The sequence below is a fragment of the Mycobacterium sp. IDUB_37 genome (genome assembly GCF_055419245.1).
Map to the genome: position 1 here is coordinate 22,752 of NZ_JBVAXG010000001.1, position 12,547 is coordinate 35,298.

Annotated in this window: 14 protein-coding genes; 4 read left to right on the forward strand and 10 right to left on the reverse strand. The window is 65.5% G+C overall.

What is annotated here, in order from left to right; all coding sequences use genetic code 11:
• Nucleotides 1-6: 6 nt before the first annotated feature.
• On the forward strand, nt 7-831 hold the full coding sequence (locus ACZY1I_RS00075) for an SDR family NAD(P)-dependent oxidoreductase (RefSeq protein WP_463752265.1): 825 nt from the start codon (nt 7-9) through the stop codon (nt 829-831).
• On the opposite strand, the gene ACZY1I_RS00080 is transcribed toward ACZY1I_RS00075, so the two are convergent.
• The 4 genes from ACZY1I_RS00080 to ACZY1I_RS00095 form a co-directional block, all read right to left on the reverse strand.
• Nucleotides 820-1,380, reverse strand: a complete 561-nt coding sequence (locus ACZY1I_RS00080; protein WP_463752267.1) for a carboxymuconolactone decarboxylase family protein — start codon at nt 1,378-1,380, stop codon at nt 820-822. The genes ACZY1I_RS00075 and ACZY1I_RS00080 overlap by 12 nt on opposite strands.
• A complete protein-coding gene (locus tag ACZY1I_RS00085; protein WP_463752269.1) occupies nt 1,377-1,796 on the reverse strand; it encodes a pyridoxamine 5'-phosphate oxidase family protein in 420 nt (139 codons plus the stop codon). The genes ACZY1I_RS00080 and ACZY1I_RS00085 overlap by 4 nt, the downstream gene beginning before the upstream one ends.
• A gap of 45 nt (nt 1,797-1,841) precedes the next feature.
• A complete protein-coding gene (locus ACZY1I_RS00090) occupies nt 1,842-3,317 on the reverse strand; it encodes a PPE family protein (RefSeq protein ID WP_463752271.1) in 1,476 nt (491 codons plus the stop codon).
• A gap of 88 nt (nt 3,318-3,405) precedes the next feature.
• Nucleotides 3,406-5,142 carry an N-acyl-D-amino-acid deacylase family protein gene (locus ACZY1I_RS00095; RefSeq protein ID WP_463752273.1) on the reverse strand — a complete coding sequence of 579 codons (1,737 nt, stop codon included), beginning with the start codon at nt 5,140-5,142 and terminating at the stop codon, nt 3,406-3,408.
• Nucleotides 5,143-5,189: 47 nt separating this feature from the next.
• On the opposite strand from ACZY1I_RS00095, the gene ACZY1I_RS00100 reads away from it, so the two are divergent.
• Genes ACZY1I_RS00100 through ACZY1I_RS00110 form a run of 3 tightly spaced genes read left to right on the forward strand, consistent with a single transcriptional unit; the run spans nt 5,190 to nt 6,962 of the window.
• On the forward strand, nt 5,190-5,576 hold the full coding sequence (locus ACZY1I_RS00100) for a VOC family protein (RefSeq protein ID WP_463753423.1): 387 nt from the start codon (nt 5,190-5,192) through the stop codon (nt 5,574-5,576).
• A gap of 10 nt (nt 5,577-5,586) precedes the next feature.
• Nucleotides 5,587-6,102, forward strand: a complete 516-nt coding sequence (locus ACZY1I_RS00105) for a mycothiol transferase (RefSeq protein ID WP_463752275.1) — start codon at nt 5,587-5,589, stop codon at nt 6,100-6,102.
• Nucleotides 6,103-6,110: 8 nt separating this feature from the next.
• Nucleotides 6,111-6,962 carry a hypothetical protein gene (locus tag ACZY1I_RS00110; RefSeq protein WP_463752277.1) on the forward strand — a complete coding sequence of 284 codons (852 nt, stop codon included), beginning with the start codon at nt 6,111-6,113 and terminating at the stop codon, nt 6,960-6,962.
• A 34-nt stretch (nt 6,963-6,996) separates the two neighbouring features.
• Here ACZY1I_RS00110 and ACZY1I_RS00115 read toward each other — a convergent pair whose 3' ends face one another.
• The 6 genes from ACZY1I_RS00115 to ACZY1I_RS00140 are packed head-to-tail and all read right to left on the reverse strand — an operon-like array spanning nt 6,997 to nt 12,443.
• Nucleotides 6,997-7,716, reverse strand: a complete 720-nt coding sequence (locus ACZY1I_RS00115; RefSeq protein ID WP_463752279.1) for an anti-sigma factor — start codon at nt 7,714-7,716, stop codon at nt 6,997-6,999.
• A complete protein-coding gene (locus ACZY1I_RS00120) occupies nt 7,713-8,276 on the reverse strand; it encodes a sigma-70 family RNA polymerase sigma factor (RefSeq protein WP_463752281.1) in 564 nt (187 codons plus the stop codon). The genes ACZY1I_RS00115 and ACZY1I_RS00120 overlap by 4 nt, the downstream gene beginning before the upstream one ends.
• Before the next feature lie 45 nt (nt 8,277-8,321).
• Entirely contained in the window at nt 8,322-9,128 is an 807-nt protein-coding gene (locus ACZY1I_RS00125) for a DUF1295 domain-containing protein (protein WP_463752283.1), read from the reverse strand.
• Nucleotides 9,125-10,408: a class I SAM-dependent methyltransferase gene (locus ACZY1I_RS00130; RefSeq protein ID WP_463752286.1), complete on the reverse strand. Its 1,284-nt coding sequence runs from the start codon at nt 10,406-10,408 to the stop codon at nt 9,125-9,127. Before ACZY1I_RS00130 ends, ACZY1I_RS00125 begins: the two co-directional genes overlap by 4 nt.
• Complete coding sequence (locus ACZY1I_RS00135; protein ID WP_463752287.1) at nt 10,405-11,139, reverse strand: DUF1365 domain-containing protein; 735 nt, start codon at nt 11,137-11,139, stop codon at nt 10,405-10,407. The genes ACZY1I_RS00130 and ACZY1I_RS00135 overlap by 4 nt, the downstream gene beginning before the upstream one ends.
• Nucleotides 11,133-12,443 carry an NAD(P)/FAD-dependent oxidoreductase gene (locus ACZY1I_RS00140; RefSeq protein WP_463753424.1) on the reverse strand — a complete coding sequence of 437 codons (1,311 nt, stop codon included), beginning with the start codon at nt 12,441-12,443 and terminating at the stop codon, nt 11,133-11,135. The genes ACZY1I_RS00135 and ACZY1I_RS00140 overlap by 7 nt, the downstream gene beginning before the upstream one ends.
• Nucleotides 12,444-12,547: the final 104 nt, after the last annotated feature.

A 12,547-nucleotide genomic window follows, 5' to 3' on the forward strand; every position in this document is an offset into this window, starting at 1 on the left:
GAACTCATGGCTCTCCCGTACCCGTCTCCCACCGGAACTGCTGTCGTCACTGGCGCATCGTCGGGCATCGGCGCCGACATCGCGCGCGAGTTGGCCGAACGCGGTCACGGCGTCACTCTGGTCGCCCGCCGCGAGGGCAAGCTGCGTGAACTTGCCGACGAACTCGCGCGACGGGTCCGAGTGGAGGTGATCGCGTGCGATCTCGCGGATTCCGACGCACGCGCAACACTTTTGGACGAGGTCGGCAGTCGTGGCCTGACGCTCGACATCCTGGTCAACAATGCCGGCCTGGGCACCATCGGGTCAGTGACGAAAACATCGGTCGATAAAGAGGTGGCCCAGGTGCGGGTCAACGTGGAGGCCGTCATCGACCTGACCACGCGCGCAGTCCAGCAGATGGTGCCCCGCGGACGTGGTGCCATTCTCAACGTCGGATCCACCGCCGGTTTCCACCCGTTCCCCGGGCAACTCGGTTACGCCGCCAGCAAGGCGTTCGTGCAGTCCTACACCGAGGGACTGCGGGGTGAACTCGCCGGCACCGGTGTCACCGTGGCGCTGCTCTGCCCGGGGCCGGTGCGCACGGAGTTCCTGGTCAACGCGGGCATGGACGAGCGGACCTTTGCCGACGCATTCCCGAAATTCATGTGGTTGCCGTCGCGCGAGGTGGCGCGCACCGGAATCGACGCACTCGACGGCGACCGCGGAACGGTGATCCCCGGACTGCCAAGCCGGCTCAGCGCCCGGCTGTTTCAATTCACCCCGCGACGGCTGCTGCTGCCGCTACTGAAGAGTCAGCATCCAGGTCTGAAGCGGGACCGCTCAGCGACCTGACGGCCAACGCCGCATCCAGCCCTCTACCGGGAGCGCGAGTGCATTGCACAGGGTGCAGATCGTGCGGTACCAGCCGATCGCCGTGAGTAACTCGATCCGCTGCTCGTCGTCCAAGTCGCGGCCCAGCGCTGTCCAGGTCGCTTCCAGCCATGAACCCGTGCGCTCCAGTTCGTCCACCGCCTCGATCAGCGTGCGTTCGGCCGGGCTCCACCCAGGGCCATCGGAGCCGCCGGTGACGAGCGCATCGCACTCTGCGTCGCTGACGCCCGCGATCGGGCCCCAGAACGCCGCCTGGCCGCCCCATTCGTATTCGCAGCCCACGAGTGCACAAATGCGAAGGATCGCGATCGTGCGTGTCCGGGGCGGCAATAACGCAGCGGTGTAAAGGGATTCGCCGAGCTTGCGCAGGCGCCCGGCCAGCACTGGATGGCGTTGCACGCAACGAACCAGCAGCAACGGCTCGTAGGTACGGTCCGGGTGCCCCCAGCTGTTTATGGCGGCGGCGTCTTCCTCGCTCCATGGCGGCGCGAGTGGCTCGACGCGGCTCACCCGGCGCTGACGGGGACGCTGAATACAACACAGTCGTGCAAGCAACCCTTGGCCACTGAGGGCTCATCGGCGTTGCGGTGCAGCAGCGCCTTGACCGGCACGACGACGCAGCGGGCGGTCTCGGTGCCCGGGTCGGCGTCGGAAACATCGGCGCGGCCGTCGACGATCAGTGAGTAGCCGCCTGGCTCAGACGGCGGGAACACCACGGTGACGTCGCTGCGCTGCGCCAGGTTTAGTCGGCTGCGTCCTCCGATCAACCCGACATCGAGGACGGACTGGTCGGTGAACACCGGTTCGACGGTCACCGTGTGCACGCGGTAATCGTCGTCAACGCTGATGAGGTAGGCGAACGGGTAGTCAGGCAGCGCTGCTGCCAGACGCTCGAGGTCCACCTTCTTGGCGGTCTTGGCGCTCATATGAAACGAGGATAGGCGGCAGCCGGCCGACCGCGTGAGGGGTAGTTATTCAGAACGAATGGGGAACTTGATGACCCGGCTCTGGCCGCCGGTATCGCGCTCGACCTCCGGGTAGAACGTCGACTTGGGGATGCCGGCGTTCGGCAGGTTCGGAGTGGTGATACCGCCCTCACGCCCGAGCGTGGCCCGCAACGCCGAGTCGGCGGTGCTGGGGCTGAAGAAGCCGGTGACATTGCTGGCGGTTCGAAGGCCCGCGTTTGCGGCCGCGCTGCTGGTCGCGTTGGCGGATACCGCGCTTGGGCCGACCGAGTCGACGGTCGGGGCGGAGGCCGCGATGACCGGCGCGTTCAGTGCTGGGCTCAGGGCACTTGCCAGGCCGGAGTGCAGGCCACCGGTATTGGCCAGTGCCGAGCCGAGTAGGCCCGAACTCAGCGCCGCGCTGCCGAGACCGCCGGTGGCGTAGTGGGCGGAGGCGGCCAGACCTTCCGAGCCGGCTACGTTGCCCAGTCCGTCGGTGAGTCCGGAGTGCCAGTAGTTCATGCCGCCGCTGAAGCCGGTGCTCACGGTCCCCGAATTGCCCAAACCGGAGTTCAGGGAGCCCGAGTTGCCGACTCCCATGTTCTCGCTGCCCGAGTTGAAGAATCCGGTGTTCCCGGTACCGGAGTTGCCGAAGCCGGTGTTGCCCTGGCCTGAGTTGAAGCCGCCGAAGCCGAACTGGTGGTCTCCGGTCAAACCCAAACCAAAGGTGTCGCTGCCGGTGTTGCCGATACCGACGGTGTTGTTACCGAGGTTGCCGAAGCCGAGGTTGTTATTACCGGTGTTGCCGATACCGACGTTGCCGCTACCGCTGTTTCCGCTGCCGACGTTGCTGTTGCCGGTGTTTCCGCTGCCGACGTTGCTGTTGCCGATGTTGTTGTTACCGATGTTGCCGCTACCGGTGTTGCCGAAGCCGAGGTTGATCTGGCCGTTCTTGCCGATGTCGATGCCCAAGTTGCGCAGCACCTGTTGCCAGGGCGCCAGTTGGGCGGCGGCCGCCGAAGCGTCGATGTGGTAGTTCGCCATGGCAGCCACATCCGCGGCCCACATCGACTCGTAAGCGGATTCGGTGTCCATGATCGCCGGGAAGTTCATGCCGAAGAAGTTCGTGGCCGACAACATCTGCACCAAGCCGCGGTTGGCAGCAACCACCGCCGGCTGTACGGTCGCGGCGACCGCCGACTCGAAGGCGGCGGCGGTGGCCGTCGCCTGCGCTGCCGCCTGCTCCGCCTGGACCGCCGCCGCGCTCAGCCACCCCATGTATTGGGTGGCGACGACCATCATGGCCGCCGCCGACGCCCCCTGCCATGACCCGCTGGTCAGTTCTTGGGTAACTGAACTAAATGACGACACTGCTGAGATCAAGTCCTCGGCCAGACCGCCCCATGCTGACGCAGCAGCAAGCAGCGGCCCCGCCCCGGGACCTGCAAACATCAGTGCCGAATTTATTTCTGGCGGCAACCACGCGAAATGCGGTGTTGTCACCAACTCAAACTACCCGGCAGAGGCCGTCGCCGTAGGCGCTTTGAGGATCCTCGTGTTAGCGAATCTCAGCCTGTGGATAACTAGCTGGTCACGCTGGAACCGGCGCAGCCTGACGTCCACGCACCAATTTGCCCGGGCGTGCGTCGGTAGGTACACCGTACTCGGCGATCACCTCTCCGGAAACTACCGTCGCGACGTAGCCGTCTGCGAATTGGTCCAGCCGTCTTCCCCCTGCAGGTAAATCATGCACGATGACCGGCTTGTGCAGGCGTAGCGACGCGTGGTCGATGACGTTGAGGTCGGCCTTGTAGCCGACGGCGATACGGCCGCGGTCGGCCAGTCCGCCGATGCGCGCGGGCACGGATGTCAGTTCGCGGATGGCCTCACCGACCGTGAACCGACCCGTCGCGCGGTCGCGTGCCCAGTGCGCCAGGAAGTACGTGGAGTAGCTGGCATCACAGATCATCCCGTAGTGCGCGCCGCCGTCACCGAGCCCGAGGATGACGTCGTCGCGGTGCAGTAGGTCGCCAACGGTGTCCAGCGAGTTGTTCTCCAGGTTGCTCATGGCGACCATCAGCATCGCGTGGCCGTCGTCGTCGAGGAGGCGGTCATAGGCCTCTTCCAGCGGGCTCACTCCGCGAGCGCGGGCGCGGGCGGAGATGCTTTCCGACGGATCGGGCTCGTAGTCGGGGTTGTCTCCCAGCGGGTAGATCCAATCCCACGCCTGTGCCACGTAGAGAATCGGGTGACCGACGCCCGGAGTGTCGGCCAGGATGCGGGCGCGGACTTCCGGCTTGCGCATCTCGGCGACCCGCTCGGCCAGCGGCAGGTCCGCGATCTCGCGGTAACTCGGGTAAAGCACGAACGGGTTGGCGGTCATTTGCAGCCCGATGATCAACCCGATCGGGCGGGGCAGCAGTTGCGCGGTGAATTGCGGATCGCCGGACCCTGCGTTCGCGTTCGCTTTTTCAACCATGGTGATTGCATCCGGCCAGAACGGATCGCCGGAGTTGCCGACGATCAATGTGAAGGTGACCGGTAGTCCGAGGTCTTCGCCGACGTCGAACACTGTCTGCAACACCGGCTGGTAGCCGGCGGAGGGAATGTCGGGCACGAACTGCAGCAGCCCGCCGCCGCCGTCGACCACGCCTTTGGCGATCTCCTCGATCTCCTCGCGGGCGGCGTCGTAGCTCGGGATCGGCGCTCCGCTCTCGGTCTTGTGGATGGTCAGCCGCGACGACGCAAAGCCGAGCGCCCCGAGCTCAATCGCCTCCTTGGCGAGCGCCCGCATCTTGGCGAGGTCGTCGGCGGTGGCCGGTTCGCGGTCGGCGCCGCGTTGCCCCATCACGTAGACGCGCAGCGGGGAGTGCGGCAGATAGGCGGCAACATCGATGTCTCGACGGCCGGCTTCGAGCACGTCCAGGAATTCGGGGAACGTCTCCCACGACCACGGCAGACCGTCGGTCATGACGACGCCGGGAATGTCCTCCACTCCGGCCATCACGTCGACGAGGACGTCGTGGTCGGCTTGGCGGCACGGCGCGAACCCGACTCCGCAGTTGCCCATCACCACGGTGGTGACGCCGTGTGCGGACGACGGCGTCAGCCGTTCCGACCAGATGGCCTGGCCGTCGTAGTGGGTGTGCAGATCGATGAAGCCGGGCGTGACCAGCAGCCCGGCCGCGTCGATCTCCCGGACCGCGTCCCCGGTCACGGTGCCAACCGCCTCGATGACCCCGTCCCGTACCGCGACGTCGCCGACGAACGGTTCAGCTCCCAGCCCGTCCACAATGGTGCCGTTGCGAATGATGAGGTCGTAGGTCATCTAACTAATCTACGACCGTGTCGGTGGGTCGTGCCAGGATCGGATTCGTGATTGATCACTTCGGCATCAACTGTGCCAACTACCCCGATTCGCAAAAGTTCTACGACACCGTGCTCGGTGTGCTGGGTTACTCCCGGCAAATGGATTTCGGTGTGGCCATCGGATACGGCAGTGACGGCAAACCTGATTTCTGGATTGCTGACGGTGCCGCTAACGGCGCCGGATCGGGCCCCAATCGAGAGGTTCACTTCGCCTTTCACGCCGCCGACGAGGCCGCGGTGCGGGCGTTTCACGAGGCGGCGGTGGGCCTGGGCGCCGAGTCGCTGCATGCGCCACGGCTATGGCCGGAGTATCACCCGGGCTACTTCGGTGCGTTCGTGCGCGACCCGGACGGCAACAACGTGGAGGCCGTCTGGCACGGCGCCGGCGCGTAGCGTCGCCGATATGGCAGGGACTGACGATGCGGCACGCGAATTGCTGCGGGACGCGTTCACTCGATTGATTGAACACGCCGATGAACTCACCGATGGCCTGACCGACGAGACGGCGTCGTATCAGCCGACCCCGAGCGCCAACAGCATTGCGTGGTTGCTCTGGCACAGTGCCCGCGTGCAGGACATCCAGGTTGCCGACGTGGCCGGTGTCGAGGAGGTGTGGACCCGCGATGGTTGGGTGGACCGCTTCGCGCTGGATCTGCCCAGGCGCGATACCGGATACGGGCACGGCCCCGGCGAGGTCGCGAAGGTACGCGCGCCCGCTGACCTCTTGGTCGGCTACTACCGCGCGGTGCACGAGCTCACCCTGGAGTACGTCGCCGGCGTGACCGCCGAGGAACTCGCTCGCATCGTCGACACCAACTGGGATCCGCCGGTGACGGCGAGCGCGCGACTGGTCAGTGTGATCGACGATTGCGCGCAACACCTGGGCCAGGCCGCCTACTTGCGGGGAATCGCACCTTAAGCTCAAGCGTGCGTTTTCTGGCGGCCCTCATGTGTTGGCTGATCGCCACAGTCGCGCTGGCTGTGGCTGTCCCTTCGACGTGGGCACAGCAGAACATCGTTGGTGAAGACGGCTACGCCGTCCTGGCCGAACAGGCCGCGCACGACCCGGCGCTGCAGTCCGCGATGGCGTCCGAACTCACGACCCGAGCGATGGCGCTGATCAACGAGCGCAGCGGGGGTCGCTCCTCGGTCGACAGCGCGACGGTGCACGACGTCGCCGCCGCCTTCACCGCCGGGCCGTCGTTCCCACCGTTGTTCGCTCAGTTGAATCGCGCCGCACATGCCTGGTTGTTCAGTGAGCCGCGATCGGGCGACAACGGCGACCCATGGGTGGTCGATCTGGCCCCGATGCTCAAGGACCCGTCGATCCAGCAGATGCTGAACACCTACAACGTGAAGGCGCCCACGTCGCTCGAGGTTCCGCTGACGGTGTCGGTCGGAGCGCAACTGCACCAAGGACAGCTCAGGCCGGCTGCCGTGTGGGGGCCTCGGGTCAGCCTCTTCGCGCTGGGCGCGACCGGCTTCTTCGCGCTGCTCACGTTGCTTTTCGCGCGTGGTCGGGGCCGTGCCATGACCGCCCTGGGTGTTTCGGCGCTACTGATCGGCGCGGCCGGCTGGGCGGGCATCGAGGTCGGTGCGCAGCATGTCAACGAGGCGCTCAACCAGACCACCGGCGACGTTCGCCAGATGGCGGACGTGCTGGTCAGGCCTGTCGAAGGCAGCCTTCATTCCTGGCTCAACCTGACGCTGGCCGGCGGTGCCGGGCTGGTGGTGCTCGGGGTGTTCTTCGCAATCACCGGCGGCCTGTTCAAAAAATAGGCCTGACCTGCCGCTTAGGGCCGGGCCTGCGGCGTTATTTGAACGGCAACTCGGCCAGGACGGGAGTCGTCGGCTGACGTGATCCTGTTCCGGGTTCGACGGTGAAAGCCAACGACCTGCACGATCCGATTTCGGCGACCGTCGCCGTCGTCGTCGGCTGTACCGCGGTGGCGTTCATGGTTCCCGCGGACTTCGGGCCATCGGCCCCGATCAGCCACATTTGATAGACGGTGCCGGCAGACGGTGGCGGCACATTGTTCATCACCAGCACAGCCGCATTACGGTCACGAGAGAACAGCACCGTGGCCTGCCCCGACCCCAGCGGGCGAGAGACTGACTTCATATCCGTTGCCGTCAGGACCTGCTCGGCGACCGTCTGAGTTGTGTGCGGGTGAACCAGCACACCGAGTCCGAAGCCGGCCAACCCGATAATGACGGCCGCTGCGGAAGCGACGACTTTGGAGCGCCAGGACGACTGGCGCGGGATGTCCGGCTGTGCCTGAAGAGGCAGGTCGGGCTGAATCGCAGCGAGCACCGCCGAGCGCAGGTTGTCCGGGGGATCGGCGACCGTCGCCGTCGCCAGCACCGCCATAGCCTCGCGGACGACCCGGACTTCATCGTTGAATGCGGCGGCGACCGGGCCGGGCGCTGCGGCGACCCGCCGGTCGATCTCGGTTTTCTCCTCGTCGGATACCGCGTGCAACGCGTACGGGGTTGCCAGTTCAAGCAGTTCGAAGTCGGTCGGGTTCGTCACGATACGTCCAGACAGTTACGGAGGCCACGCAGGCCGTCGCGCATGCGGGACTTGATCGTCGACAGATTCGCCGCCAACCGCTGCGACACCTCGGCGTAGGTCAGGCCGCCGTAGTACGCCATTTCGATGCATTGACGTTGTGCGTCGGTCAACCCTTCCAGACACTGAATCACTCGCCCGCGCTCGTCACCCGCGATCGCAGCGTCTGCGACAACATCGGCAGGGGTTTCGACATTGGCTGTCCCATAACGTGATTCACGCTGGGAGCCGGCTTGCTCGCTGCGTACGCGGTCGACCGCGCGCCGGTGGGCCATAGTCAGCAACCACGACAGTGCGGAGCCTTTGGCGGAGTCGAACTCCGCGGCGTTCCGCCACACCTCGAGGAAGATTTCCTGTGTGGTCTCTTCGCTGTAGCCGGGGTCACGTAACACCCTGGTCACCAGTCCGTACACCCGGGTTTTCGTATGGTCGTAGAGCGTGGCGAACGCAGCATTGTCTCCGCGAGCGACCCGGCGTAGCAACGCGTCGAGGTTGCTGCTGGGCTGTAGCTGTCCGGTCATCGATCGGTAGCCTAACCCCAGGCAGCGTTGGTCCTGGCATAACGGTCATGACGTGCCGACCGATCTGGGTGGCCGTGGCACGAAATACGATGTGCGCTTTTGGTATTCGGCAAACCCGGGGCGGCCTTTCATCAATTTTTCGGTCAGCCGTGCTCCGCTGACGTCCACCAGGAAGTAAGTCATCACCAGCGGCGAGACCGCGGTGGCCAGCGGTACCCAGCCGTTGATCGTGATCAGCCACAAGCCCCACCACACGCAGGCGTCGCCGAAGTAGTTCGGATGGCGCGTCCAGGACCACAGACCGCGGTCCATGATCACCCCGCGATGCGCCGGGTCGGACTTGAAAACCCGCAGTTGGTGGTCGCCGACGGCTTCGAAGCTGAACCCGAGCAACCAGACCGCCGCACCCAATGCGGTGACCGCCAGCAACGGCTTCGGCGTCGGACCGGTGACCGCGGACAACTGCAACGGGAAGGAGATGAACAGCGTCAGAAAGCCTTGCAGGAGGAATACCTTGCGCAGTACCTGGCCCACAGACGCGTCGCGCAGCATTTCTGCATAGCGGCGATCTTCGCCCTGGCCGGCCGTCTTGCGGTGAATGTGCCAACTCAGGCGCAGACCCCATATCGATACCAGCGCCAACAACAGCCAGCGTCGGGTCGGATCTCCTTGCCCGATGACAGAACCGACTACCGCGCATGCCGCGGCTACGGCGACGAACCCGATGCCCCAAGCCACGTCGACGACGTTGTAGCGGCCGATCTTGCGGCCGATCGCGAAAGTCACGGAGTGCACCGCGGCCACCGCCAGGACCGAGGCACCCGACACCGCCAAGATGGCGCTCTCGTTCATCGGCCATCCTCACGTTCGAACGTCCACTGCAAGACATCCAGATAGCCGGAACGGAACCCTGCTTCGGAGTACGCCAGGTACAACTCCCACATCCGGGCGAACACGTCGTCGAATCCCAACTGCGCCAACTCGTCTCGGTGCTGCAGGAACCGCTCCCGCCACAGCCGAAGTGTCTCGGCGTAGTGCGGGCGCAACGACTCTGTGTCGACCGTACGTAAAGTAGTGTGGCGCTGCGTTATTGCGGTAATCGCATCGGTGGAGGGCAGCAGTCCGCCGGGGAAGATGTACTTCTGAATCCAGGTGTGGGTATTGCGGGTGGCCAGCATCCGATCGTGCGGCATAGTGATCGCCTGGATCGCAACGCGGCCGCCCGGCCGCACCAACTGTTGAAGCGTCACGAAATACTTTGGCCAGGAACGGTATCCGACCGCTTCGATCATTTCTACCGACACAACCGCGTCGTAGGATCCCTCGACATCGCGGTAGTCGCATAGGTCGATCTGGACCAGATGAGACAGCCCGGCCGCCTCCACTCGCTCACGCGCCAGTCGTTGCTGCTCGACCGAAAGGGTCACCGACCGCACGTGCGCGCCCCGGCCGGCGGCACGGATGCACAACTCGCCCCAACCGGTGCCGATCTCGAGCACGCGACTGCCCTGGTGAACTCCGGCGAGGTCGAGGAGGCGGTCGATCTTGCGATGCTGTGCGGCGGCCAGATCCGACCAGTCGGCCGGCAACTGCGTGAACAACGCCGACGAGTACGTCATGGTCTCGTCGAGAAACTCGGTGAACAGGTCGTTCGACAGGTCGTAGTGCTCAGCGATATTGCGCCGCGCTCGCTCCCGGCTGGTGTCGCGCGCACCCGGTTGGCCGGCCAGCGCGACAGGTCGTAGCCAATGCATCCAGCGCGGCACCAGATCCGAGACCGACTCGGCGAACGCCATCAATGTCCGGGTGAGGTCCGCCGACGACCACTCGCCGGCCATGTAGGACTCGCCGAAGCCGACGAGGCCGTGGCGCCCGATCCGGCGGGCGAGCGCCTCAGGGTCGTGAAGAGTCAGGGTCGGAAGGGTGGTGTCCGCGGCGCCGACCACCGTCCCGTCCGGGTAGACCAGGCGCAGCGGCAACCGTGCAACTGCGCGCCGGAGCAACTTGTGGGCGACCGCCCCGGCGACTGTTGTGTACGGTCCGGCCGGTACCTTCGCAACATCCGGCCAGCGCGCCGAATCGATTGTCGGCGTTGACTTCTTGGATCGCTCCTGAACGGACTCAATGTTCATCGAGGCACCACCGGAACTCCTCGTAACCACAATTTGATCCCCTGTATCCGGATGCGTATGGCCGCTATCAATGGTGCCATCGGCGATAGGATTTGCATGGTCGCGACCTGCTTCAGTGTCGCCGGTAGACGCGTACCGCGCAGGGTGGCAGTGAAGGTGAGTCGCTGTTCGCGATGCAACGACACCATGATGTCGACGTCACTGTCGGGGCGTGGAGCCAGCACTAGGTAGTGCCCGTCCACCGGATTGAACGGTGAGACATAGAACTGCTTGCTGACCAGCACCGGGGCATCGGCCGGCGGCAACAGGTAGGAGTGACGCCCGCCGTAGGTGTTGTGCACTTCGGCAATCACGTGACGCAGTTGGCCGTCGCGATCGTGGCACCAGAACACGCTCAACGGGTTGAAGACGTATCCGAGGACGCGCGCCTGCAGCAGTGCGGTGATAGGGCCATCGGGCAAGGCGATGTCATGTTCGGCGAACAAGGATTCCACGCGCCGGCGCAGCGAGGTCTCCGGTGGCAACGACGTGGCTTCTGACCCAGGGTTCGCCAAATGATCGTCGGCGTTGAACCGTGCGAACGGTCGCAGCCACCAGGGCAGCCGGGGAAGCTGGTCGATGTCGACATACCAGCTGTAACTGCGGTATTCGAACGAGTGATGGACCGGCGTCTGTCGCGAATGGCTGATCGTGGTCCGGTAGATCGCGGGAGTCGCGCTCGTGGTCAGCACGCGACCACCGCCTCTTCGGCGCCGGTCCGGGCCGGCCAGTCCGCGCCGAGACGGCGGGCGGCGCGCAGCCCCGAAGCCGCGCCGTCCTCGTGGAACCCCCAGCCGTGGTAGGCGCCGGCGAACACCACCTGGTCGTCATTCAGAGTAGGCAACAAGCGCTGTGCTGCAACAGATTCCGGCGTATAGAGCGGGTGGGCGTAGGTCATCTCGGCGAGCACCGACCCGGGGTCGACCCGGTCGTGTCCGCCCAGGGTCACGACGTACCGGCGATCGCCGTCGATACGCATCAGCCTGCTGATGTCGTAGCTGACCACCACATGGTCTTCCTGCTCGGAACCACCCGGCGCCACCAGGTAGTTCCACGAGGCGCGGGCGTTGCGACGGCGCGGCAGCACCGATTCGTCAGTGTGTAGTTGGGCCCGGTTGGTCGAATACAGCATCGCCCCGAGTACGGCGCGTTCCTGTGCGGTCGGCTCATCGAGTAGCAGCAGTGCTTGGTCGGGGTGGACGGCGACGACTGCCGCGTCGAAAAACCGCGGTGGGCCGGCTGCGGCCTGCACCCGGACACCGTCCGGGGTCCGTCGCAGCGACACCACCGGAGTGCCCGTCGACACCTCGGCCAGCCGATTCGCGATCGCCTGCACATATGTGGCCGAGCCGCCGGTCACCGTGCGCCACGTCGGAGAGCCGAACACCGACAGCATGCCGTGATGGTCGAGAAAGACGAACAGATAGCGGGCCGGGTAACGCAACGCGTCCTCGCCGGCGCAGGACCACACCGCGGCCACCAGGGGAGTGATGAAGTATTCGACGAAGTAGGACGAAAAGTGGTGCCGCTTGAGGAAGGCATCCAGCGTTTCGAGGTCCGATTGGGCTTCCTCGTCGGCCTGGTCGGCGGTGTCGCGTAGCACTCGGGTCGCCGCGCGGTGGAAACGGAGGACTTCCACGAGCATCAGCAGGTGCCGGGGCCGTAGTGACTTTCGGCAAGCGAACAGACCGCGGGCGCCCAGTGCTCCCGCGTACTCGAGTCCGATGTCGTCGGCGCGAACGGACATCGACATGTCCGATTCCTGGGTGATCACCCCGAGCTCGTTGAACAGCCTGCACAAAGTGGGATAGGTCCTGTCGTTGTGCACCAGAAACGCGGAGTCGACGGGGGTGGTTTGACCCTCACCTGCGTTGAGGAAGTGGGTGTGGGCGTGGCCGCCCAGCCTGTCGTCGGCCTCGTACAGAGTGACCCGATCCCGTCCGGATAGCAGGTAGGCGGCGGTAAGGCCGGCCACGCCGCTGCCGATGACGGCTATCGAGCGTCCCGAGGGGTTCGGTCCCGGGGGGTTTAGTGGCTGCACATCAAATATTCGGAGCCCCGGCCCTTCCGGATTGCCCGGCTCTACCGCCATGAAACACC

Excerpts from the sequence above, each read along its gene's own strand:
- ACZY1I_RS00075 (WP_463752265.1), top strand. The coding sequence starts at position 7 with ATGGCTCTCCCGTACCCGTCTCCCACCGGAACTGCTGTCGTCACTGGC.
- ACZY1I_RS00085 (WP_463752269.1), bottom strand. The coding sequence starts at position 1,796 with ATGAGCGCCAAGACCGCCAAGAAGGTGGACCTCGAGCGTCTGGCAGCA.
- ACZY1I_RS00095 (WP_463752273.1), bottom strand. The coding sequence starts at position 5,142 with ATGACCTACGACCTCATCATTCGCAACGGCACCATTGTGGACGGGCTG.
- ACZY1I_RS00105 (WP_463752275.1), top strand. The coding sequence starts at position 5,587 with ATGGCAGGGACTGACGATGCGGCACGCGAATTGCTGCGGGACGCGTTC.
- ACZY1I_RS00120 (WP_463752281.1), bottom strand. The coding sequence starts at position 8,276 with ATGACCGGACAGCTACAGCCCAGCAGCAACCTCGACGCGTTGCTACGC.
- ACZY1I_RS00125 (WP_463752283.1), bottom strand. The coding sequence starts at position 9,128 with ATGAACGAGAGCGCCATCTTGGCGGTGTCGGGTGCCTCGGTCCTGGCG.
- ACZY1I_RS00130 (WP_463752286.1), bottom strand. The coding sequence starts at position 10,408 with ATGAACATTGAGTCCGTTCAGGAGCGATCCAAGAAGTCAACGCCGACA.